Here is a 22,659-nt window from a genome sequence, read left to right as displayed (position 1 = left end):
AGGCTCAGGAATAAGGCACTAACATACTAGAGAATAAAAAATGGCTGAACGAATAAGTAAATCGGAAATGAAACGGCGCTTTAAGCAGGAAGAGGAAGCCGCCTCAGAGCTTGCTCTGCTCTCAGATAAGGATCTTAAAAAACTTGAGGTCAGTGATGAACTTAAAGAGGCAATCCATCAGTGCCGCAAGGTGAAAGGTGGTTCCCGCAAACGTCAGGTTAAGTATATGGCCAAATTGATGAGAGAGGAGAATGTCTCTGATATCCTCGATTTTCTTGCGGCCAGAAAAGGCTCCAAGTTAAAAGAGAATAAACTCCACCATGAAGCAGAGCGATTACGAGACGCAATCATCACTGAAGCAATTGAGGAACAGCAAGCGACCCTGCAGCAGCGTAAAGCTTGGGAGCCTGACTGGTATGGTGAACAGATTGATGCTCTGATTGAAGAATACTCTATAGATGGTGGAGACTTACGTCGAACTGTACACCAATATGTTAAGACCAGATTTCATAATCACTATAAGGAGGTCTTTCGTATAGTTAAGGCTGCTCTTGAAAAAGATCAGCTGTTGAAAAATAGTTAGTCCCAAAATTTGAAGAGAGAGTAGCTAATGATGTAAAATAATTCAAAACGTTCCTTTAGTAACTTCATTATCTTGGGAGAAATATGGCAGGTAAGGTAAGAGACAGGGCAAACAGGTGGTATTACATCGGGCTTTTTGCTCTGTTTGGAGTTGCTATCGCATTTTTTACGGCGGTTATCAGCTATCGTCTTGATACCGTTGCCATGGACGCCAAGCTGAAGGTTAATGCTGAAGATGTCTTTGATCAAACCGTTGGAGAGTTTGAACATTTTACTGCAGGCCTGGAATACGTTGTGAGTGCCCTACGTGACACCTCCGTTCTTTTTGACTATCTTGAAAATCCCAGTGAAGAAAATTATAACAATCTAACGGTCTGTTATCGTACTGTTGCTAACAGTAATCCATCCCTTATGCAGGTTCGTTATATTGACGAATATGGGATGGAGAGGGTCAGGGCCGATTGGCCCATTGGCAGGGAAAGGGCTCTGGTTGTTCCAAAAAGCGGTTTGCAGGACAAAAGAAAGAGATATTATTTTCAGGAGGCCTCCCAAACACCTCCATTTTCCTTCTGGTATTCAAAGCTTGATCTTAATATCGAGCATGGTCAGATTGAAATGCCGGAAAAACCTGTTCTCCGCGTTGCATCCCCTGTGTATTACAACCAGCATTTTAGGGGAATCGTAATAATTAATGTTCATATGAAGCGATTCCTTAACAAGCTCACCCACAACAGTATGTTTCATCTCTGTCTTTTGGATCAGGATGGATATTTTCTTGTAGCTCATCAATCGGAATATTCATGGTCTAGATATACAGAAAGTGGACACTCAGTGGAGACAGTTTACCCCGAATATGCAAATGAGATCCTCCATCATGTGGAGCGTGGTAATTTGCTGAGTTTGGGTAATCTGTTTGTTGGTTCCCTTGGCAATCTATTGCTTAAGGACGGGGCAATGCTTGTATTGCATGCCGATGAAAAAATAGTCAATTCGATGAAGGAAGAAAGGCAAAAGGCCGCAGTCTTTATTATTGCAATAATCGCTCTTCTCTCTGTACCCCTTGCTTTTCTGATCTCAATGGGTCCAACTAAGCTGTATAGGAAAATTTCACAGCAAAACAGACAACTGACTGAATCTGTAGATCTTATTGATAAAAATATTCATAGAGGAACCTTAGATTTACAGCGAAATTTTCAGGAGGCAAGCAGTGCTCTTGCAACGAGTCTTGGGGTTAATAAAAATAGCCTTGTGGGTATGAGATATGACAAGCTCTATTGCCAAACAAGACCAAAAGAATATTATGATGAGGTTTGGGAAGCTCTTGAAAGAGAGGGGAGTTGGTCCGGGGAATTACAACATTCCAGGGACAATGGTGATTGTTTCTGGGCGGACACTAAGGTGTTGCCCAAAAAAGATGATAGTGGGAAACTTATTGGCTATTCTGTGATTTACCAGGATATCACTGATAAGAAGCGGATTGAACATCTTTCAATCACTGATGAGTTGACGGATCTCTATAACAGACGCTTTTTTAACGTGATTATCAAAAAAGAACTCAGTAGAGCACAACGGGAAAAATGTGATATCGTCTTTGCAATGCTTGATATAGATTTTTTCAAGCAGTACAACGACAATTACGGGCATCAGAAGGGCGATAAGATTTTGCAGGAAGTTTCAGCGATTATGAAGGGAAAACTCTCCCGTGGCAGTGATTATTGCTTCAGGCTTGGAGGAGAGGAGTTTGGTATACTCTATACAAAGCAGGATTCGAATTCTCATTTGGAGTTTATTGAATCTATACGACAGGCCGTAGAGGAAAGAGCACTAGAGCATAACTGGAGTAAGGTGGCATCTGTTATTACGGTTTCCGCTGGAGTGTTGACTATACCGTCAGATGCAAGAGCGTCTGTTGATGCCGTTTACAGGAATGCGGATGAAGCCTTGTATACAGCGAAAAATCAGGGACGTAACCGAGTAGTTGCGCAAAATTTTGAGATAGCCAGCGATAATCTGGTTGAGTGAGTAGAGATGTCAATACGATTAATGGCAAAAGATTTATACAAAGCACAGCAGAGCGTAGATCAGTTACAGAAAAAGATTGATAGCGCCGAGCCTAAAGACATCGCCTCCCTGGAGGCTGAGTTGAAGATAGTAACACAGGAGCGAAATATGCTCCGTAGGATGCTGGACGGAGAAAAAGAGTCAGGAGAGTTTAGAAAACGCTTTGATGGGTTTGGTTCCACAAAGTTGTAACTCTAGGCCCCCACCCAAAACAGCTGAGAGCAATAGTGGAAAAGGCTTCTCGGTTTTAGCGAACTTCGTCACTGTCCACATAGGCGTAGGCACTATGCTTATGGATGGATTCAAAACTTTCAACACTTGCAGAAAACCATTTGATGTCAGGGTGCTCTAGTGCAAGAACCGCCACCTTTCTAACAACATCTTCAACAAACATTGGATTGTTGAAGGCCTTTTCTGTAACGTATTTTTCATCAGGACGCTTGAGTAGTGTATATACCTCACAGGATGCCGACTGCTCAACCATGGTAATGAGATCTTCAACCCAAATAAAATTTTCAAATGTTACATTAAGGGTTACTTCACCTCGTTGATTGTGGGCTCCACCTGCACTTATCTCCTTTGAGCATGGGCATAGAGTTGTTACAGGAACTCGGATGGTTAGAATAAAGCCATCATTGTCCCCTATACCGCCTGAAAAAGTACAGTCGTACTCCATCATACTGTAGGTATCGCTGACAGGGGCTTTTTTGTTGATAAAGTATGGAAAACTCATTTCCAGTCTGACACTTTTCGCCTGCAACTCGGTCTGTAGCTTTGATAGTATTGTGGAAAAGCTGGCAACAGAGAGTTCGTCAATATGCTCGTGCAGGACAGATGTGAATATGTCTGCGCAATTGTCTGTGCTCTGCTCTGAGAGATTTGCCTGCATGGAGACAGTGGCAATGGTATTCTGCAGACCTCCGTCCTTTTCTTTGACACGAATAGGGGTCCTGAGGTCTTTTAAACCGACTGTTTGGATATACATAGGTTTGTTCACGTAATTCACATCCTGAGTTGTCTTTCTACTTTTAGTCTTTGTGCATCGTAGAACGCGGCTTTTATTACATAGAAACGATTCTTACATACCCTGTTTGATCATTATAGACAATACTCTTTTCTTTGTTGTTTTGACGGCGATTAAAATTTCATGCGTTTGTTGTTAATTAAGTGTATTCTGTACAGCTTCTTTGTTGTAAATCCCAAAAGACAAATCTAGATAATACGCTTATGGAAAAGGATACTCCTGCTGTTCGCCTCGATAAATGGTTGTGGGCTGCACGATTTTTTAAAACCAGGTCCATGGCTGCTACAGCAGTGAATGGTGGTAAGGTCCATTTGAATGGATCGAGAGTTAAGGCTTCACGTAATGTTGCAATTGGTGATGAACTGATTATCACTATTGGCTTTATGACCTTTCATATCTCTGTTTTAGGAATTTCAAAATATCGAAGGCCTGCAAAAGAGGCTCAACTTCTGTATGTAGAATCAGAAGAAAGCATCAAAAAAAGAGAAGAACAGAGGGATTTGCGCCGGATGTCAAAAGATGGATATTCTGCACCGGGAAATAAACCGAGTAAAAGAGATAGACGAAAAATTAGAACATTTACACGAAAAGATGAATAGGAGTTGATTATGGGTAAGGTAGAAAGAGCACTGATCAGTTTGACAGATAAGTCAGGAATTGAAGGTTTTGCACAGGAACTTGCTTCACTGGGGATTGATCTGCTGTCCACTGGTGGTACTGCAAAAAAACTCCGTGATGCGGGGCTTGCGGTAATGGATGTTTCAGATTTTACTGGTTTTCCTGAGATGCTTGATGGAAGAGTTAAAACTCTACACCCTAAAGTACATGGTGGTATTCTCAATCAGAGAGCCAATAAGGATCATCAGAGCCAGTGTGCTGATCATGGTTTGAAGAATATAGATATTATTGCGGTTAACTTATACGCATTTAATAAAACGGTAGAAGATCCCAATTGTTCTCTGGTTGATGCCATTGAAAATATTGATATTGGTGGTCCTACCATGCTTCGTGCAGCTGCTAAGAACTTTCATGATGTGACCGTAATCGTTGATCCTGCAGATTATCCAAAAGTCATTGAAGAAATCAAGGCAACAGGTAATACAACGCTTAAGACCAGGTTTTACCTCATGAAAAAAGTATATGCCCTGACCGCCGCCTATGATACGGCAATTTCTGCATGGCTTGAAAAGGTTGATGTGGATGCGAACAATTACTTTGACGGAGAGTAATTATGTTAAAGCTGGCCGTGTTGATATCTGGAAGTGGTCGTACACTTGATAATTTCCATGATCACATTGAGGACGGACGACTCAATGCTTCCATAGAGGTTGTGATTTCAAATGTCGCAGGAGTGCTGGGGCTTGAGAAAGCAGAAAAATATGGTTATCCCGCTTTTCATGCAGCAGATAATGGTTCTATCAATGACATTATCAGGAAGTACGATATAGATATTGTCTGTCTTGCCGGCTATCTGAAGTTGTATACTCCACCTGTCGCTCTTATGCAGAGGGTCATCAATATACATCCATCTCTTATTCCTAGTTTTTGCGGGGATGGATTCTATGGTCACCATGTTCATAGTGATGTAAAAAAACGTGGCTGTACTGTGACAGGTTGTACTGTGCATTTTGCCAACGAAAAATACGATGAGGGGCCTATAATTCTTCAGCGTGCTGTCGATATTGAGTACGATGATGATGTTGATCTCATTGCCTCAAAAGTTTTTGAAATGGAGTGTAAAACTTTTCCGGAAGCCTTAAACCGTGTGGATGAACATGGGGTGGAGTTTTTTTGGAAAAGAGTTTCCTGATTGTAATGAATTGAACAATTGCTCTCACTTGTATTCCCATCACACTATTCGTCCTTATACTATCTGTTCCCGGTAAACTGGAAATAAGCCGGGATAAGTGCCTGGCCGGTTGCATCATTTTTATGATGTTACATAGTCTTCAGGAGTTTCTGGTGTTATTTCAGAAACTCCTGTGTAAGGCAGTGAAAATCACGAATCAGTCGTAGCTTACATCATGCTGCGGCTGATTTGTTTATTCTGTTGAACCTTCATTTTATGCTCCGATTCTTAGATAAATCCGAGAGCTAAGTAAGATAAAATATGAGTCAAATTGAATTGTTAGCGCCTGTAGGTACCATCGAAACATTCCATGCAGCATTAAATGGTGGTGCAGATGCCATCTATGTTGGAGCTCCCGGGTTTAACGCCAGAAACCCTGCTCGAGACCTGCAGCTCGATGAGATAGGTGCCATGACCCAGCACTGTCATGATCTTGGTAAAAAGATATATATAGCAGCAAATTCAATTCTTTTAGAACATGAACTTGGCTCAGTGATAGAAAACCTTAGTCTCATCCAGGAAATCAATCCGGATGGTTTGATCGTTCAGGATCTTGGCCTGTTGCAGCTGGTAAAACGGTTTTTCCCGAAAATCCAACTTCATGGCTCTACCCTTATGACAGTGCATAATTCCGACGGTGTGCGTTTTCTTGGGGAAAGGGGGTGTGAACGGGTGGTTGTTGCACGGGAGCTGACACTTAAAGAGATTGAGACTGTTGCAGCAAAGCGTGGAGAGGTTGAGCTTGAGGTGTTCATCCATGGGGCAATGTGTTTCTCGTTTTCTGGGTTATGTCTTTTCTCTTCCTATCTCGGTGGTAAAAGTAGTATTCGTGGGCGCTGTGTCCAGCCATGCAGGAGGGCGTACACCGGTGGAGGCAAGGGTGGGGCCCGGGGCAAAACAAAGAGCGGAGAGAGTAGTCGCTATCTGTTTTCCATGAATGATCTCACAGGACTTGAAGTTGTTCCTGTCTTAAAAGAGTTGGGAATATCTTCATTGAAGATTGAAGGTCGTATGCGTTCACCTCACTATGTTCAGTCAATTGTTGAGTCCTACAGGACTGTTATTGACGCAGAGGCAGGGAGTGAAGAACAGGCTCTCAGAAAAGCAGAAGAAATTGCCGGGCAAGCCATGAGTCGTAAGACCAGCTCTGGGTATTTCTTCACCCCTCAACCCCTGGAAGCCATTACACCGTATCATTCTGGTAATATGGGAACCCACCTTGGTCGCTTTAGTGCGGTCAAAATGGTTGGAGATGAACTCACCTGCCGGTTTGTTGTGAAATCACGGGTTGGTTTGGGCGACAGGTTAAGACTTCATGTGGAGCCGGTGGGGGATCGTACAGCATTTCGACTGAAATCACTTTTTGTGACCGGTGAAAAAAGAGAGATAGCAGAAGCTGGAGAGAAAATCTCAATCAGTCTGCCGCCTGGCCTTGCTGTTCCTCAAGGAGGCTATGTTGAGGTTTACAGAGTTGATGGCGCAAATAGCGGAGCAAGGGATGCTAAGCGTCTGCCCATAAAAAAAGTTGCGGCTGAATTAAAGCTTAAGGCTAAGGCACTGCACTCTTATGTCGAAGATGTAAAGGACGCTGTGTGCGGAATCGTGTCTGAGGATGCTGAGCCCCTTGAGCAAGATACCGGTAAATATATGCCAAGCCACCGAAAGTCGAGGAAAAAGATTGGCATGGAGTGGTGGCTGAAAACAGATTCAGTTAAAATGGTACTTGGTCAACAGGCATTGAATCCGGATAGATATTTACTTCCGTTTGAAAAGCAGATGCTCAGTCAGGTAGGTCAGATTAAAAAAGGACTGGGGAGACGTTCACGGATGGTTACGTGGGCCTTGCCTCCGCTGATAATGGAAAATGATCTGTCCCGAATGAGAAAACAGGTCAAACTTCTACTCCGTTCCGGGTTTAGATCTTTTCAAATTGCCCATGTAAGTCAGGTGCAATTATTTAAAGGGGAAAAGGTTCATCTCTTTGGCGATTACACCTTAAATGTCAATAATAGTCAGGCTGCTCTGGAGCTTGCCTCAAACGGTGTGGAGTCAACACAGGTAAGTATTGAGTTCGACAAAAAATCTCTTACTGAATTCATAGCTGGGTATGATAGGAGTCGAAGTGGCAAAAAAATGAATTTTGGAATGTATGTGTACGGAGCGCCTGCTCTCTATACATCAAGGCTTGCAGCAAAACATTTTCAGTACGAACAGCAGATACTGAGCCCAAGAAAAGAACCCTATGTCATTCGTAAAAAAGAAGGTTATACCCAGACATTTCCTGAAAAACCGATGTCTCTCTTGCCATACCTAACTGAGCTAAAAGAGGCTGGTGTTAATTATGTAGTGGTTGATGTGTGCGGCCAGGGTTCTAAACGGGCCATGGCTGAGCTGTCAGACAGACTTCTGAATAATGGAAGGTACTCAAAACTCCCAACATTTAATTATTTGGGAGTTCTAGAATAGTATGTGCAATACTGCTCAAATTTTTTTCTAAACGAGTTGTCCCATTGTCGACAAAAGGTTTAAGGGAGTTGGAGTGAAAACTACAAAATCGAAGTGTATTACGATAAGCACCAAGGTGCTTATTCTGGCTTATTTTCATATCTGTTCGGTTTAGTTTGCTTTATTCTCATCAATCCGACGCATTCCTTCCATTAGCAGTTTCATAAAGAATCCGATCTCAGGTGTATCAAAATCCTCTTTTGATATGCCTGGGGTAAAGCGAAATCTACCCGAGTTTTCTTTAAGAATTTCATAAAAGGCCATGTCGCCGTCGTAGTCGTGGTATCGTGCTTTGATGAGTGCTCCCTGACGAAATGAAAAGCGAGCGGTCCCCTTACTGAGATCAGAAATTGTCAGTATCCCGGTTTTATTATTCATGTTCAGGGTTTGAAAGAGGGCTTCTGCGGGTATTTCTTTTAGGTCTCCTACTATTCCTGAACTGAGATCTTTGGCTCTCACTGTGTTGGACTGATTAAGTCGTTCGGCCATAAGTCTTGAAAAATAAAGTTGAATATCTGGATAGATATCAAGGATTTTATGAAAATTGGGCTGATCAATATCTAAGATTGTTGCCTCTTCTTTTACCTGAATTGTGGCAGTCACAGCATCGTTACAGATAAGTGACATCTCTCCGAACACCTCCCCTTTGTCGAGGACGGAAATGATTATGCCTGCGTCATTGAGCACATTGATACTGCCTGCCACAATGATGAATAGTCTGCCGCCAGGATCACCTTTTCGAATGACGATATCTCCAGCCTTATATTTCTTCATACTAAAGAAGTTGACCACCTTATCGAGGTTGTGTGCGTCAATATTTTTAAAGAAGGGGAAGCTGGACAGCAGGTGCATAATTGAGCCAATCTCATCGGACAGGGTGCTGGAATCTTCTGAGGAGAGGAGGGAGTGCTGTTTCGTGTATTCAAGTTTGATGGAACCGGTGCAGCCGGAGCAATTCATCATGCAGACAGGAATCTTGTCACTTCGTTCATAATTTATGATGAGCTTGCTGAGATCACCGTCAAGAATCTTACAGTTTCTTTTACCTGCGGGGTGGGTAATGATAGTTGTGGTGATTACACTGTTACTGTCGGCATCTTTTAAGGGGATGGCAATTCCAGATAGTTCAAAAAGGTCATTGTATTGATAAAGGGGGCAGTGGTTGTTTTCAGTAATGGTAAAGATAATTTTTGGAAATCCCATCAGCCAGCCTTTTGTACAGTCAGGAGTTATAGGTTATGATACATGTTATTAATGAGCAGTTTATCTTTCTGCTCTATATAGCATATCGTAATGGTTAATCCGGTGTCAAATAACTTCAGCTATCATTAAGAGTCTATTTGCCTACTTTTGCCCTACGATAACTGTTGACTTTATAAGTTTCTTGCATTATAAATTGCTCTCTTTATTTTATTAACTACAAATGGCCCGTTTCTCTTTTGCTCTTGTGATGCGTTAAAAGACGGGCGTGATGATATAAGACATCTAACTATTTAGATAGACAAGATAATTACAGGAGGAGTATTTTCGTGGCTAATCATAAATCCGCAGAAAAAAGAAATCGCCAGGCGCAGGTTCGTCGTTTACGTAACAAAATGAACAGAAAAATGATGAAAACTTCAATCCGTAAGTTGGATGAAGCTGTTGCTGCTGGATCCGCTGATGAGGCAAAGACTGCTCTTCACGAAGCTACCATCGTTATCGCTAAGACTGCGAGCAAAGGTACCATCCATAAGAAGAACGCTTCTCGCAAAATTTCTCGTTTGACTAAGCGAGTTAATGCAATGACTGCTGCTGCATAATTTAACGATTATTGCAGTTTCGTTGGAGATTCTTTCAACGGATATACTTAAGGCCATGGGACATGTTGTTCCATGGCCTTTTTTTTTGATCTTTTGTTTCGTTGAATCAACATTTGAATCAACATTTGAATCAACATTTGAATCAACATTTGTATGTCATCACCCACCTTCCTCTAACTTTACCAATTTTACTCGCCTAAGATACTGGACAAACTAGGCGGACAGCTGGTATGTTGCTCGTTTTGTTGCTGAATAAATAATAGTTGAGATAACTGAACTAAGCCTTGCTGAGAAGATATGTCGAACGTTAAATGTTTCCCCGATTTACATAGATTTACAGAGGATAGAGTGAGCTCAAAGCTCATTCCAATATGCACAGAGATCGTAGCCGACCTCGATACGCCCTTAACCCTCTTTGCCAAAATAGCTGGCGAAGGTGAACATGTCTTTCTTTTCGAAAGTATGGAAGGGGGCGAGAAATGGGGTAGATACTCTTTTATTGGATATGACCCGCTGGTGACCTTCTCCTCCCTGGGAGATCAGGTCAGTGTCAGTCAAGCCCGAGAGGGCCTTGATAACACGACGACTTTTACCTCGGACCCTCTTGTTGCCCTCAAGGAAATGATTGAGGGTTATGGGGCCGCAGAGTACGAAGAACTTCCTAAGTTTTGTGGTGGGGCCGTCGGTTTTCTTGGATACGATATGGTCCGCTTTATGGAAAATCTTCCTGATAGTCGACCTGCAACTGATCTGCCTGACTGTTCTTTTATGATTCCTCGAATAGTCCTTGTCCATGACAGCTTTAAACAGACTGTTACAGTGGTTTGCTGGGTTCAGACCGATTGTGACGTAGATAGCGCACAGCTCTATCAGCAGGCAGTTGATCTCATCAAAAAGGTGGTCACCAAGGTTAAGCAGCCAGTTGATAGTGCGCTGTTTTCTGAAAGCAGCAAAGGTATTGAGAAGCCCCATGTTTTTAGTTCAAATATGGAACAAGAGCAGTTCAAAGAGATGGTTGAAACCGCAAAGGAGTATATCCGAGCGGGTGATATTATCCAGGTTGTGCTCTCCCAGAGGTTTCATACAAAAACCGAATTATCTCCTCTGGTTTTATATCGCGCGCTCAGGCATATTAACCCCAGTCCGTACCTGTTCTATTTACAGTTAGGTGATATTGTTCAGATAGGCTCTTCTCCAGAGATCCTTGTGAGAAAGGAAGAAGAGAACATCGAACTACGACCGATTGCTGGAACCCGAAAACGCGGGAAGACAGAGGAGGAGGATCTGGCCCTTGAAAAAGAACTCCTGGCTGACCCAAAAGAGTGTGCCGAACATATGATGCTTGTGGATCTTGGACGTAACGATGTTGGCCGCGTTGCTAAAGGTGGCCATGTTCGGGTTCAGGACCTGCTTGTAATAGAGAGATATAGCCATGTTATGCATATTGTTTCAGGCGTCCATGGCATTATTGACGAAGGGTATGATCAGTTTGATGTTATGTCTGCTTGCTTTCCAGCAGGTACAGTCAGTGGTGCTCCTAAGATTCGGGCAATGGAAATAATAGATGAACTTGAGCCCGATAAGCGTGGAGCCTATGCCGGTTCAGTTGGCTACTTCGGCTTTTCTGGTAATATGGATTTTTGTATTACAATCAGAACATTCGTTATGAAAGGCGATGATCTTTGGGTTCAGGCCGGTGCCGGAATAGTTGCAGACTCCGATCCGGATAAGGAATTTGAAGAGACTATTAACAAGTCCCTTGGTTTACGCCGCGCTGTCGAACTTGCAGAAAAAGGTTTTTAGTATCGTGTGCATTCAATGTAATGAATGTGCTGAAGGTACGTATCCAGACTTATTAACCGTTTACCGGTATTAGATATGATTGTAATTATAGATAACTACGATTCCTTTACATATAATATTGTTCAGACCATTGCCTCTAACGCAAGAGAGGACGGTCGTGTTGAAGATATCAGGGTCTACCGAAATGATAAGATCTCCATTGCGGAGATCGAAGCTCAAAGTCCTGATCGGCTTCTTATTTCCCCCGGCCCCAAAACCCCAAAAGAAGCTGGGATCTCCATTGAGACAATACAGCATTTTGGGGGCAAGGTGCCAATCTTGGGTGTATGTCTTGGTCATCAATCCATTGGGGAATGTTTTGGTGGAACTGTTGTTCGTGCAGGTAGGATAATGCATGGCAAAACAAGTCCCATGAGCCATGATGGAAAAGGTGTTTTTACAGACTTACCAAGTCCCTTTGAAGGTATGCGATACCACTCGCTCATTGTTGAAGAAAATGGCTTACCGGACTGCCTTGAAATCACATGCAGAACCGATGAGGGGGAACTTATGGGGCTGCGTCATAAAGAGCTTTCTATTGAAGGCGTTCAGTTTCACCCTGAGTCAATTTTGACCCCTGCAGGTATCACGCTCCTGAAAAACTTCATGAGCCCCAAATATCCTCAGATGTTACGACCTGAAAATAATTAAATATCCAGAAACAGTTGAAAGGCAAATGTCATGAATATCAAACAGGCCATTAGTGAGGTAGTTACAGGTAAAGATTTAACAGAAAACCAGATGGTCTCTGTTATGGATGAAATAATGTCAGGAGCCGCCACTGAGGCTCAGATCGGCAGTTTTATCACGGCATTACGGATGAAAGGTGAGACCATCGACGAGATTGTTGGTGCTGTCCGTGTGATGCGTGAAAAAGCAACCTTTGTCGATACCGGTGTGGATACTGCTGGTGGTGATGTTCTCATGGATATTGTCGGAACAGGTGGCGATGGTTCAGGAACATTCAATGTTTCAACCACTACCGCTTTTGTTGTTGCTGGTGCTGGTGTTACTGTCGCAAAACACGGGAACCGCGCAGTTTCCTCAAATTGTGGGAGCGCCGATGTGCTGGAAGCCCTAGGGGTGGATTTAAGCCTGAGTGCGAGTGAGGTTTCTAAATGTGTGCAAAGTGTTGGAATAGGATTCCTCTTTGCTCCAATGCTCCACGGTGCCATGAAACATGCCATTGGCCCTCGTCGTGAGGTTGGGATCCGCTCTATCTTTAATATCTTAGGTCCCATGACCAACCCGGCCGGTGCTAACGTTCAGCTCACCGGAGTTTTTGCAAAAGAACTCACCACAACACTTGCAGAGGTGCTTGTCCGTCTCGGAATGAAGCATACACTTGTCGTCTGGGGTGAGGGGAACATGGATGAACTTACTGTAACCGGTACCTCATATATTGCAGAAGGGTGTGATGGCAAGGTAAAGGATTACAGTATAGAACCTGAGGATGTTGGTCTTTCACGTGCATCTATCCAGGATATAAAGGGTGGTGCAACCGCTGAAGACGCTGCAGAACAGGTCAGAGAAGTCCTGAGAGGAACTGCGGGAGCAAAACTTGATATGGTTCTTCTTAACGCTGGTGCTGCACTGCTTGCTGCTGCAAAGGTGGATAGCCTCAAGGCGGGTGTTGAACTGGCCCGGTCAGTAGTGGAGTCAGGTGCAGCTCTTGAAAAGCTTAATCAGCTCGTGGCTTTTTGCGCAAAAAAATAGCAGGGCACGCCCAAATAAGGAAGAGAGTAGATGGCACATATATTAGATACAATCGTTGCAACCAAAGAGCAGGAAGTTGAACTGCTTCGTAGTAATGGAATACACCTGCCCCAAGGGTTTGAAGAGGCTCAGCCCGATGGACCAAGAGGGTTTAGGAACGCACTGCTCGCCTTTGAAGGGGTGTCAGTTATAGCGGAGGTGAAAAAAGCATCTCCTTCTAAAGGTGTTATCTGTGCTGATTTTGATCCTGTTAAAATAGCCACAAATTATGAAGGCAATGGAGCCCAGGCTGTTTCAGTGCTCACAGATGTTGATTATTTTCAAGGTTCACTTCTCTATATGATGCAAGTCCGTGATGCTATCAAATTGCCGGTACTGAGAAAAGATTTTATCATTGACGAGTTACAGATAAAAGAAGCCCATAAATGTGGAGCTGATGCGATTTTACTCATTGCCGCCATCCTTGAAACGAATCAGATGCAGGAGTATAAGCAGATGGCAGCAGAACTTGGAATGGACTCCCTTGTGGAAGTTCATGATGAGAAGGAGACAGAAAAAGCGCTTGAGGCGGGAAGTGATCTTATCGGGGTTAATAATAGAAACTTAAAAGACTTTTCCATGGATCTTGAGACAACATTTCGTCTGAAAAAAATGATACCTTCTGATATTCCTGTAGTCAGCGAATCTGGTCTTAAAACAAAAGATGACTTTGCAAGACTTCGTGACGAGGGTATTGCAGCGGCTCTCATTGGAGAAACTCTAATGCGTGCTGGAGCAAATAGTGATCTTTTAGACTCACTACGAAACTAGCTGCTGGTTATTCATCCCCTTTACCCGTAACAATAATAAAGATAAAAAATGGAAGTCAGGCGAACCAGAGTTAAAATTTGTGGTATGACACGTTTAGAAGATGCCCATACTGCAGTCAGTCATGGAGTTGATGCGCTTGGCTTTATCTTCTATCATAAAAGCCCCAGATGTGTAGAGTTGACTGTGGCTAAAAACATCATTCAGTCTCTGCCTCCCTTTGTCGATAAGGTCGGTGTTTTTGTTAATGCAAGTCTTGATGAAGTGAAAAAAGCGGCCGAAGTAGGGCTTACTGCCATTCAACTGCACGGGGATGAAAGTCCTGAGTATTGCGCGCAGTTAAGGGAAATGTCAATCTGCAGTTATATCATTAAGGCGTTTAGGGTTGGCAGCACTAGCACTGCTGCAGACTTTTCGCCCTACGATCAGGTGGTGGATTCGTTTTTGCTTGATACCTATGTGTCTGGGGCAAAAGGTGGAACGGGTGAGGTCTTTGATTGGTCTATTGTTGAAAAGCTTCTATTGCAGCGCCCTGTTTTACTGGCAGGAGGTCTTGCGCCTGACAATATCAAAGCGGCAATTGAATCAGCTCAACCATACTGTCTTGATATAAACTCAGGTGTTGAGGTTTCTCCCGGGATTAAAGACCCTCAGAAGATTTCACGGGCAATGGCAATTGTTCAAAACGCTGTTGTTGCAGGTTCGCTCATTTAACGCGCTATTATAAATGCACCTATGTAGCCGTGATCGAGAAGGGCTTTCTCGGCACGTTCAGCCAGGTGTATTTCTTTACCTGCATATACCTGGACTCTGTACAGGATAGAATCTGGGCCAAAATACTTCTGGATCACTGTGGTATGCCCCGCTTCAGTGAATCGATGTTGTAGTTTGATCGCATTTATTTTCTGGGCAAAGGCCCCAATTTGCACATAAAACTCCCCAATATTTAAATCATTGTAGACCAGATCACGATGACCACTTTTCGAGTTTCTCTTTTTCTCAGCCAGTGCAGTGATCTGAACTCTCGCAGTACCCTTTGCGACTGCACCTAAAATTTTTGCGGCCTTAAAGCTGAGGTCAATAATCCTTCCCCTGATAAAGGGACCTCTGTCATTTACACGTACCACTGTCTTTTTGCCGTTATCGAGATTTTTTACGAGCAACATTGTGTTCATCGGCAGGGTCTTATGGGCCGCTGTCATGGCATGCATATCATAAATTTCGCCGTTAGATGTTCGCCTGCCATGAAAGTCGGGTCCATACCAGGATGCTATTCCTTGTGCGTTATAGCCATGGGCAGAGGGGATCGGGTAGTATCGCTTATTTTTTATTACATAGGGCGCTTGGGTGGGCGGATGGCTTTTCGCAACAGCTGTAAAGGGGACTGTTACTGACAGTGTAAAAAAGAGTGCAAAAGTACACAAGCTCGAGAGGAAACGAACATTTGTATTACTATCAAAATATCCTGGATTCGGTATAGGCAACGTGAAATTGGGGCAAATTAGTAGATAGTTCTTCAAATGTACATTTCCATATTTACTTCTGATTAAATTTTTTCCGTATAAACTCTCACAGAAAATGACTCTTTATTAATTTCCTAAGGGTGTATCAGGAGACTCGGCGGAGTTGATTTGAGACTGCTGTTCTCTTGCTAGAAACTGTTGTATGCGGGACTGGTAAAACATCCCGGCGCTCCCGGTTGTGTGAGGAGTATAGGTTCTAACGCTGGTATTTCTATTTTTTGACTGGACAGCATCAAAAATCACGTTTTCATCCTCATCAACCCATGAAAGAGAGTAGTCAAGCATTGGGCGAACGACTTGTATTGTGCCTGCCTTGTCTCGGCCAAGTCGTACTTCTTCCCAGCGTCTAGTGACATAACCTTTAAGCCAGATGCCAGTTGTTGACTCTTTAGTGAGATTGTCAGTCATTGTGATGGGACGCTCTTCGTTGTCAAAATCAAGATTATTGGTAAGAAGGGATTCGACTTCATGGTTCCCCTGCACCGTTAAGGCTGAAAAACTGTCAAATTCATCCGAATCAATTCGTATATAATGTTTCCCTCTGTCGTCAAAGCTCCATTGGGCATGACATCCCTGACAGGATATTTGTTGATTCTGGTTAAAATGAGCAGGGTGATTACGTGTTGGAATCTGATGTTTTGTACCAGATACAGATGTCAAAATAAAGGTTCCATCATGTAAGGAGGTCCTTTCAGGCAGGCTATCCTTTAAACGTTCTTTGTCATGACAGCCTGCACAGGATGGCTTTGATCCCTGAAGCATAAGTTCCTTACCTGTATGGCAATCAATACAAAGAAGACCTTTACACTGATGAATATCGGAACTGAGCTGTCTGAATTCAACTCCAAACGGCCTGAAGTGTTCGTTTGTTGTGGTGTAGGGTGTCCTGTATTCAACATTGAAGTCATGCTCAAAACGGCCATAATAATCACTACCTACATAGTTCCCATAGTGGCAGGATAAACAGCGATCATCTGTTGGTGTGCTAAAGGAGTGTGATTTGTTCTCAACCTCTCCAGTAGTAAAGTGACAGGCGGCGCACCCTTGTCCATGGGAGGTGGATGGATAGGATTGGCCAGAGTCATAGAGATGACATTTAAAACAGCGCCTTCTCAGAAGATCATCTCCAAGTTCGACAATAGTAGATGGGGCGCGAGCAATAGGTGTTTCAATAAAAGAGCTGAGCTGATCTTTAGCGCCAAAAGCTGTACGAAACAAATTAGTGCTGTTTGAAAGGGTAAAGTGGAGACTTTGAGGAGCAATCTTGGCAATATTATGATGACACCCTCCACAGTTTTTATCTATGTTTTCTGGATGTGACGGGTGGCTTTCAAGGCCCTGATGGGCACGGTCTTTCTGTTCTGCAGTGTCTATCCCACCATGACAAGTGCTGCATTTAATGTCATGATTCTGGTCAATTATCATTGTATGGCACGATATGCATTTACCGTTAGGGGAGTGTGATTCATTTGAGATACATCCTGACATGAACAACAAAATAATACATATGGCAATGGTGCGAATTGTTACAGATATTGACAATTGGTCTCCGAATTATTTTTTTAAAATTGTATAAAGTAAGTATTGTTGTAGAGATAAATGATAGGAAGAGAAATTGTTCATTTTGTATATTTCATTCTTGTTGAATTTTCAATAATTACCTGATATAAACGCCTATTACAATTTATATTTATGCACAATGCCAGCATAGCTCAGTTGGTAGAGCGACGCTCTCGTAAAGCGTAGGCCAGCGGTTCGATCCCGCTTGCTGGCTCCAATAAAAACGGTCACTTAGAGACTTATCTCTAAGTGGCCGTTTCTGTTTTTATGATCCCCTAAACTGGTACCTGTGACACAGGCAGGAAATTCAGCCATCCCTTAGCTTTGGCAGTATACCAACTTCGAAAACCAACCATCTAAAAAACAATTATTCACACTCTATGAGATGTGTTATAGTTATAAAAAGATTATAATAACCTTTTAGGAGTGTGTTATGATGTTTCTTAAGTCAGATCGTGAAATTGTAAAAATATTAGGGAGTAGACTCCGTGATACCAGGTTGAGGAGTAACCTTAGCCAAGGGCAGGTTGCCTTGTCAGCAGGTATTTCCATTAATGCCGTGCAAAAAGCAGAAAAGGGAGAAAGTCGATTACCTACATACATAAAAATACTGCGAGTCTTAGATGCATTGGATCAGTTAGATAATTTTTTGCCAGAAGTTTCCATGTCCCCTATAGAGGTGGTTAAGATGCAGGGCAAACAACGCCAGAGAGCATCAACGCCAAAAAAGACGAGAGATTAAAATGGCTCAAATTATTTCAGCAACAACAGTTAAGATATGGGGTGAGGACGTCGGGGCCGCGATTTGGTTACGCGAAAAAGGGTGTGCTGCATTCGAGTACAACAAATCTTTTCTCAAGTTAGGATTAAATCTTTCTCCCGTGTATATGAGCCTTCAAAAGGCATTGGTTTCAAATTACTTTGAATTTCCACATTTAGACAAAACAACATTTCATGGTTTGCCCGGGCTGTTAGCAAACTCCCTACCCGATAATTTTGGAAATGCAGTTATCAATGATTGGCTGAGAAAGCAAGGCCGTAGACCGGATACCTTCAACCCTGTTGAGCGATTAGCATATATTGGATCAAGAGGTATGGGAGCATTGGAGTTTGAGCCATGTTTAGTGGGTACCAAGCTGGACAAGACTGTTGATGTGTATGTGGATAGTTTGCGAAAATTGGCACAGGAGGCCGTTGCAAGGCGTGATGTAATAGACGTAAATGTTAATCAATCTGAAAAAGAAACGACAGAGGCTATGTATGACATCATGCGTGTTGGTACATCAGCTGGTGGAGCTGTACCAAAAGCAATTGTTGCTATGAATGAAGATGGTCATATGCTATCAGGTCAAGGTAGTGTGCCAGATGGTTATGAGCACTATCTATTGAAGTTTGATGGTTTTGGTGATTGGGACAAGGATGATATTGGTCAGGTTTTAGGTGAGACAAGAGTAGAATACGCGTACTACCTTATGGCGAAAGCCTCAGGAATAAATATGATGGAGTGTACATTGCTGGAAGAAAGTGGCAGAGCACACTTCTTAACGAAGCGATTTGATAGAAATGGTAATGATCGTATTCATGCCCTTAATCTTGCGTCATTAGGCCATTTTGGGTGGAACCCAATGGGGGGCGTGGGATATGAAGATGTTTTTGATATTATGAGAAACCTGAAGTTACAGTATCCCGAAAGAGAAGAGCAGTTCAGGAGAATGGTTTTTAAGGTGTTGTCCAGGGTCACAGATGACCATGTAAAAAACGATTCTTATCTAATGTCTAAAGATGGCATATGGCATTTATCACCGGCCTACGACCTGACGTATACCTATGATCCGGATGGGTATATTGAAACGCTCCATAAAATGAAAATAAACTCTAAACAGGAGAATATTGGATTTGATGATTTGATGGATGTTGCAGATTATGCGGAAGTGAACAACGGAGAGCATATCATTGAAGAAGTCGCTGAAACTGTATCACAATGGCCAGCCTTTGCAAGGCAAGCTGGAATGAGTGATAGTATGATAAAAGAGATAGATACTCATCTTCTTGCCGACAAGGTTATGTCGCATGGACCGAGAAGGTGAGGTGAAGTTGTTTCATTTTGAGTAATTTTTTTGTAATCCGATTCTATATTCGAGCCTTTTGCAAAAATAGAATTTTCGTTCAAGATTGAGGCATGTGAAAAATTTTACCACAGGCATATCTTTAATATTCCGAGGATAAAATTTTGAACAAAACGAAAAGATTGGGCGAAAAGACACTTTTGCAAGCGGCTCTATTCTTAAGAACAATCTAAAACCTTACCAGCTGTCAATCAGCTCCGATAAATATAAGGAGATCAAAAAAGATTTTTCCCCTAACTTCTTTGCCGCAATTTGTTGGTATTTTTCGTAGGTTCTTTACTGTTCCCTGACACTTAAGACTATTTGAGAGTTCAACAAATTTCTTCTAACTGTTCCACCCGCAAGGGTGACATAATCGGTTGTGTATAATCCCAAATTACTATAGTCAGTCAAGGCTCTATTTTGTGAAGAAACTCTATTGATAAAATTGGGGACGTAAGTCTCTGTTATTGGAGAGCCCGGAAAGTTGCTTTGGGTAACCGTTGTTGTAACGGCTTTTAATATTTTGCCGGGAATAAGCTTATTTAACAATCAGGTACATTTGTTGTTGCCGCCCAGATGTTTTCATCCATTGGATGATAATCCATCACAAATAAAACCCAATCTAAAGGCGCGTCGATAATTTCTAAGCCCATTCGTTTTTGTGAGTTAATTTCGTTAATCCACTTTGGTATGACCACCATTTTGTAATCTGTGTTATTTGCGGAAACGACTATAGATAGTTGCTCACTCTTGTCTTGTATTGATATGGGAATATCTGAAAGGAGTATCCCGTCCCGGGAAACATCGTTTACGGTTGCTGCAAAAGAGTCTTTTGCATTTGATAGATTGGCAACTACATTTTGAACTTCAATTCTTTGACTTATACGTCTATTCATTTTCACCTTCTTGGCTAGAGATTTGACGACGTTTTCTTCACGCTGGAAATCGAAATACTCTATTCTTCAATACGTGAAGGGTGGATTGTATCGGTTCTGTACTCAATGCTTCATGTAATAGTAGAGGGGTGCAAATGAGTATCGGGAACTCAGTGAAGATGTAATTGGTTAGGTAATTAATTGTACCTCAAAGGGCCTAATAATTCAATGTCTTTCCGTTGTAGCCAGCACGCTGGCTGCATGGATGCGCATGGATTATGTAATCTTGTACAATGGGGGCGAATGAACGAGTTGACTTTTACTACTCTGTATTTCTACAAAACTCATACTTTATACAGTATCGTGTGATTTTTATGGTAAAATGCAAAATAACAAAAGACTTTGTTAAACGATGTGCGAAAGAGGTATCTTAAGTCAATAATGATCGTTTTATACAATCCTCATATATAGATGCAGATATCAACATGATCCATGAAATTACCTCCAAGCTGTACTCATACACACCAACGGAGCGGCTGTATCACTATACTACGTTCAGTGGTCTACTCGGGATAATCGATAGTAATAAACTGTGGGCCAGTGATATTAGATATATGAATGATTCAGCAGAATTAAAGCATACTGTTGATCTTATCAGAATTGAAATTACTGAGAGGGTCGTTTCAGGTCACCCTAAGCCTGACCTACTTAATGAGTTTCTCGATTGGGTTACTCATAGAATAACCAATGGTCATATGCTTTTTGCCTCATCGTTTCGCGCAAACGGAAATCTGTTGAGTCAATGGCGGGGTTATAGTCGCATAGGTAAAGGTGTGAGTCTTGGTTTCAGGCCAGGTTTCATCCTTGATTGTGCTCAAAAACAGAATTTTCAGATTGGAAAATGTGTTTATAAGCGGAAAGAACAGCGGTGTTTGATCAGCCAGATAATTGACTCTGTTGAAGTACTCGCAGATAAAATTGAAGATAACCTGGATAATAAAGATAGAGTGAGCGTCTATCATGAAATTTTTGAAAAAATTGAAAGTGATCTTCTACGCATTGCGGCTATTCTAAAGCACCCATCCTTTAAAGAAGAAGAGGAGTGGCGCATAGTGTCGCCTGTGATAACAGATTACCTTGCAGAACCTGTTCTTTTTCGTGAGGGAACATCAATGTTGGTTCCCTATGTTGAGTTTAACTTGGCTGATACAAAAAAATCTTCCCTTATTCTTGACCATCTGTTTTTGGGGCCAACTCCTAATATTACAATTTCAATGAATTCTTTGAAAATGTACCTGTCGAAGCGTGGAATACGACCCGTTAAAGGTATCTCATATTGTCAGATACCTTATCGAGCCAGGTAAATAGCCCTTCCATTTGTTTACACACAATTTCTTATAGAGACTTACCTTGGGTATTACACAAGCTACTTATCGCGTTTATCGGGGTTTGGCTCTACACCTTTGAGTTTTCTCTATATTTGTTGTTGACAAGTAAACGGTTTTCATATAGTAATCATTCCTTTAAAAGAATCATTACTATAAACAATAACGGAGAAATTAATGAAAAAGTTTACTTGTACAATGTGTGGATATACCCATGAAGGCGATAGCGCACCAGAAAATTGTCCTCATTGTGGTGCTGTAGCAAGCAAATTCACAGAAATGCTTGGTGATAGTCTTGCCTGGGCCGATCAGCATGTAGTTGGTGTTGCTCAGGGTTGTGATCCTGAAATAATGGAAGGCTTAAAGGCTAATTTTGCTGGAGAATGTACGGAAGTTGGAATGTATCTCGCAATGAGCCGTATGGCAGATCGTGAAGGATTTCCTGAAATTGCAGAAGCTTACAAGAGAATTGCGTGGGAAGAGGCAGAGCATGCTGCAAAATTTGCCGAGTTGATTGGTGAAGTTGTTGAAGCCGATACTGAGGCAAATCTTAAAGCAAGGGTTGCAGCCGAAAATGGTGCCTGCATGGGTAAGAAGGCAATAGCAACAAAAGCCAAAGAGCTCGGATATGATGCAATCCATGACACTGTACACGAAATGTGTAAGGATGAAGCGCGCCACGGTATGGCTTTTGCCGGTTTACTGAAGCGTTATTTCAAAGGCTAAGTAAACAACCAGCTTCAAGCACGTTGTAAGGGTATTTCTCTATATGGGGAATGCCCTTTTTTTGCTGTAGTCGTAGTACTATTGAAACAAGATCCAGGCTCAGTGAAAAACTCGCTGGCATTTGTTTAATCGTTCTCTCGCATCTAAATCATCAACCCAAGAACTGTTTTTCTTCTGGGTAATGATGACGCAGACCCTGTCTGGTGTAACAATGTTATTTGTTTTGTTATGATCGGAAAGTTGTTCTTGATTGAGTTGTCGTTTCTTTTCTCGATTTCTTGTATTACTCATTGC

The 22,659-nt window shown here is 42.3% G+C and carries 22 protein-coding genes, 1 tRNA gene and 1 pseudogene; 18 read left to right on the top strand and 6 right to left on the bottom strand.

Annotated features, from left to right (window positions below; genetic code table 11):
• Window positions 1-40 precede the first annotated feature (40 nt).
• The 3 genes from yjgA (at window position 41) to ACX6CI_RS09230 (ending at window position 2,835) form a co-directional block, all read left to right on the top strand.
• Window positions 41-583, top strand: a complete 543-nt coding sequence (gene yjgA / locus ACX6CI_RS09240; RefSeq protein ID WP_458777871.1) for a ribosome biogenesis factor YjgA — start codon at window positions 41-43, stop codon at window positions 581-583.
• Between the two features lie 83 nt (window positions 584-666).
• On the top strand, window positions 667-2,604 hold the full coding sequence (locus tag ACX6CI_RS09235; protein ID WP_458777870.1) for a sensor domain-containing diguanylate cyclase: 1,938 nt from the start codon (window positions 667-669) through the stop codon (window positions 2,602-2,604).
• A gap of 6 nt (window positions 2,605-2,610) precedes the next feature.
• The gene (locus tag ACX6CI_RS09230; RefSeq protein ID WP_458777869.1) at window positions 2,611-2,835 is read left to right on the top strand and encodes a hypothetical protein; all 225 of its coding nucleotides are present in this window, start codon (window positions 2,611-2,613) and stop codon (window positions 2,833-2,835) included.
• Between the two features lie 55 nt (window positions 2,836-2,890).
• Here ACX6CI_RS09230 and folE2 read toward each other — a convergent pair whose 3' ends face one another.
• Complete coding sequence (gene folE2, locus ACX6CI_RS09225) at window positions 2,891-3,640, bottom strand: GTP cyclohydrolase FolE2 (RefSeq protein ID WP_458777868.1); 750 nt, start codon at window positions 3,638-3,640, stop codon at window positions 2,891-2,893.
• A gap of 230 nt (window positions 3,641-3,870) precedes the next feature.
• Between folE2 and ACX6CI_RS09220 the strand changes: the two genes are divergently transcribed.
• The 4 genes and pseudogenes from ACX6CI_RS09220 (at window position 3,871) to ACX6CI_RS09205 (ending at window position 7,982) form a co-directional block, all read left to right on the top strand.
• Window positions 3,871-4,266, top strand: a complete 396-nt coding sequence (locus tag ACX6CI_RS09220) for an RNA-binding S4 domain-containing protein (RefSeq protein WP_458777867.1) — start codon at window positions 3,871-3,873, stop codon at window positions 4,264-4,266.
• 9 nt (window positions 4,267-4,275) lie between these two features.
• A pseudogene (locus ACX6CI_RS09215) lies at window positions 4,276-4,851 on the top strand (IMP cyclohydrolase); the annotation flags it as partial.
• Window positions 4,852-4,898: 47 nt separating this feature from the next.
• A complete protein-coding gene (gene purN, locus ACX6CI_RS09210) occupies window positions 4,899-5,477 on the top strand; it encodes a phosphoribosylglycinamide formyltransferase (RefSeq protein ID WP_458777866.1) in 579 nt (192 codons plus the stop codon).
• A gap of 300 nt (window positions 5,478-5,777) precedes the next feature.
• Window positions 5,778-7,982, top strand: coding sequence for a peptidase U32 family protein (locus ACX6CI_RS09205; RefSeq protein ID WP_458777865.1), 2,205 nt, complete (start codon window positions 5,778-5,780; stop codon window positions 7,980-7,982).
• Between the two features lie 150 nt (window positions 7,983-8,132).
• On the opposite strand, the gene ACX6CI_RS09200 is transcribed toward ACX6CI_RS09205, so the two are convergent.
• Entirely contained in the window at window positions 8,133-9,224 is a 1,092-nt protein-coding gene (locus ACX6CI_RS09200) for a cyclic nucleotide-binding domain-containing protein (RefSeq protein WP_458777864.1), read from the bottom strand.
• Between the two features lie 326 nt (window positions 9,225-9,550).
• Between ACX6CI_RS09200 and rpsT the strand changes: the two genes are divergently transcribed.
• The 6 genes from rpsT (at window position 9,551) to ACX6CI_RS09170 (ending at window position 14,902) form a co-directional block, all read left to right on the top strand.
• Window positions 9,551-9,823 (top strand): 30S ribosomal protein S20, encoded by a 273-nt coding sequence (gene rpsT / locus ACX6CI_RS09195; protein ID WP_458777863.1) that lies wholly within the window; start codon window positions 9,551-9,553, stop codon window positions 9,821-9,823.
• A 297-nt stretch (window positions 9,824-10,120) separates the two neighbouring features.
• The gene (gene trpE / locus ACX6CI_RS09190) at window positions 10,121-11,626 is read left to right on the top strand and encodes an anthranilate synthase component I (protein WP_458777862.1); all 1,506 of its coding nucleotides are present in this window, start codon (window positions 10,121-10,123) and stop codon (window positions 11,624-11,626) included.
• Between the two features lie 75 nt (window positions 11,627-11,701).
• Window positions 11,702-12,316, top strand: a complete 615-nt coding sequence (locus ACX6CI_RS09185; RefSeq protein ID WP_458777861.1) for an anthranilate synthase component II — start codon at window positions 11,702-11,704, stop codon at window positions 12,314-12,316.
• Window positions 12,317-12,346: 30 nt separating this feature from the next.
• Window positions 12,347-13,381 carry an anthranilate phosphoribosyltransferase gene (gene trpD / locus ACX6CI_RS09180; protein WP_458777860.1) on the top strand — a complete coding sequence of 345 codons (1,035 nt, stop codon included), beginning with the start codon at window positions 12,347-12,349 and terminating at the stop codon, window positions 13,379-13,381.
• Between the two features lie 30 nt (window positions 13,382-13,411).
• Window positions 13,412-14,191, top strand: a complete 780-nt coding sequence (trpC, locus tag ACX6CI_RS09175; RefSeq protein ID WP_458777859.1) for an indole-3-glycerol phosphate synthase TrpC — start codon at window positions 13,412-13,414, stop codon at window positions 14,189-14,191.
• 48 nt (window positions 14,192-14,239) lie between these two features.
• Complete coding sequence (locus ACX6CI_RS09170) at window positions 14,240-14,902, top strand: phosphoribosylanthranilate isomerase (protein ID WP_458777858.1); 663 nt, start codon at window positions 14,240-14,242, stop codon at window positions 14,900-14,902.
• Here the strand turns inward: ACX6CI_RS09170 and ACX6CI_RS09165 are convergent.
• Window positions 14,899-15,612, bottom strand: a complete 714-nt coding sequence (locus ACX6CI_RS09165; RefSeq protein ID WP_458777857.1) for a septal ring lytic transglycosylase RlpA family protein — start codon at window positions 15,610-15,612, stop codon at window positions 14,899-14,901. The genes ACX6CI_RS09170 and ACX6CI_RS09165 overlap by 4 nt on opposite strands.
• A 165-nt stretch (window positions 15,613-15,777) precedes the next feature.
• The gene (locus tag ACX6CI_RS09160) at window positions 15,778-17,136 is read right to left on the bottom strand and encodes a hypothetical protein (RefSeq protein WP_458777856.1); all 1,359 of its coding nucleotides are present in this window, start codon (window positions 17,134-17,136) and stop codon (window positions 15,778-15,780) included.
• A gap of 276 nt (window positions 17,137-17,412) precedes the next feature.
• Here ACX6CI_RS09160 and ACX6CI_RS09155 point away from each other — a divergent pair.
• From ACX6CI_RS09155 to ACX6CI_RS09145, 3 genes are all read left to right on the top strand, one after another.
• A tRNA-Thr gene (locus ACX6CI_RS09155) sits at window positions 17,413-17,488 on the top strand.
• A gap of 216 nt (window positions 17,489-17,704) precedes the next feature.
• Window positions 17,705-18,013: a helix-turn-helix domain-containing protein gene (locus ACX6CI_RS09150; RefSeq protein ID WP_458777855.1), complete on the top strand. Its 309-nt coding sequence runs from the start codon at window positions 17,705-17,707 to the stop codon at window positions 18,011-18,013.
• A gap of 1 nt (window position 18,014) precedes the next feature.
• Window positions 18,015-19,358, top strand: coding sequence for a type II toxin-antitoxin system HipA family toxin (locus ACX6CI_RS09145; RefSeq protein WP_458777854.1), 1,344 nt, complete (start codon window positions 18,015-18,017; stop codon window positions 19,356-19,358).
• Window positions 19,359-19,921: 563 nt separating this feature from the next.
• Here ACX6CI_RS09145 and ACX6CI_RS09140 read toward each other — a convergent pair.
• Window positions 19,922-20,275, bottom strand: coding sequence for a PilZ domain-containing protein (locus ACX6CI_RS09140; protein ID WP_458777852.1), 354 nt, complete (start codon window positions 20,273-20,275; stop codon window positions 19,922-19,924).
• 464 nt (window positions 20,276-20,739) lie between these two features.
• On the opposite strand from ACX6CI_RS09140, the gene ACX6CI_RS09135 reads away from it, so the two are divergent.
• Both ACX6CI_RS09135 and ACX6CI_RS09130 read left to right on the top strand, forming a co-directional pair.
• Window positions 20,740-21,618, top strand: coding sequence for a DUF2971 domain-containing protein (locus ACX6CI_RS09135; protein WP_458777850.1), 879 nt, complete (start codon window positions 20,740-20,742; stop codon window positions 21,616-21,618).
• Window positions 21,619-21,816: 198 nt separating this feature from the next.
• On the top strand, window positions 21,817-22,365 hold the full coding sequence (locus ACX6CI_RS09130) for an NADH peroxidase (RefSeq protein ID WP_458777849.1): 549 nt from the start codon (window positions 21,817-21,819) through the stop codon (window positions 22,363-22,365).
• A 99-nt stretch (window positions 22,366-22,464) separates the two neighbouring features.
• Here ACX6CI_RS09130 and ACX6CI_RS09125 read toward each other — a convergent pair whose 3' ends face one another.
• On the bottom strand, window positions 22,465-22,656 hold the full coding sequence (locus tag ACX6CI_RS09125; protein WP_458777848.1) for a hypothetical protein: 192 nt from the start codon (window positions 22,654-22,656) through the stop codon (window positions 22,465-22,467).
• Between the last annotated feature and the right edge of the window lie 3 nt (window positions 22,657-22,659).

It is taken from the genome of Desulforhopalus glucosivorans (assembly GCF_054397165.1).
This window is presented reverse-complemented; position numbering and strand designations above follow the sequence as displayed.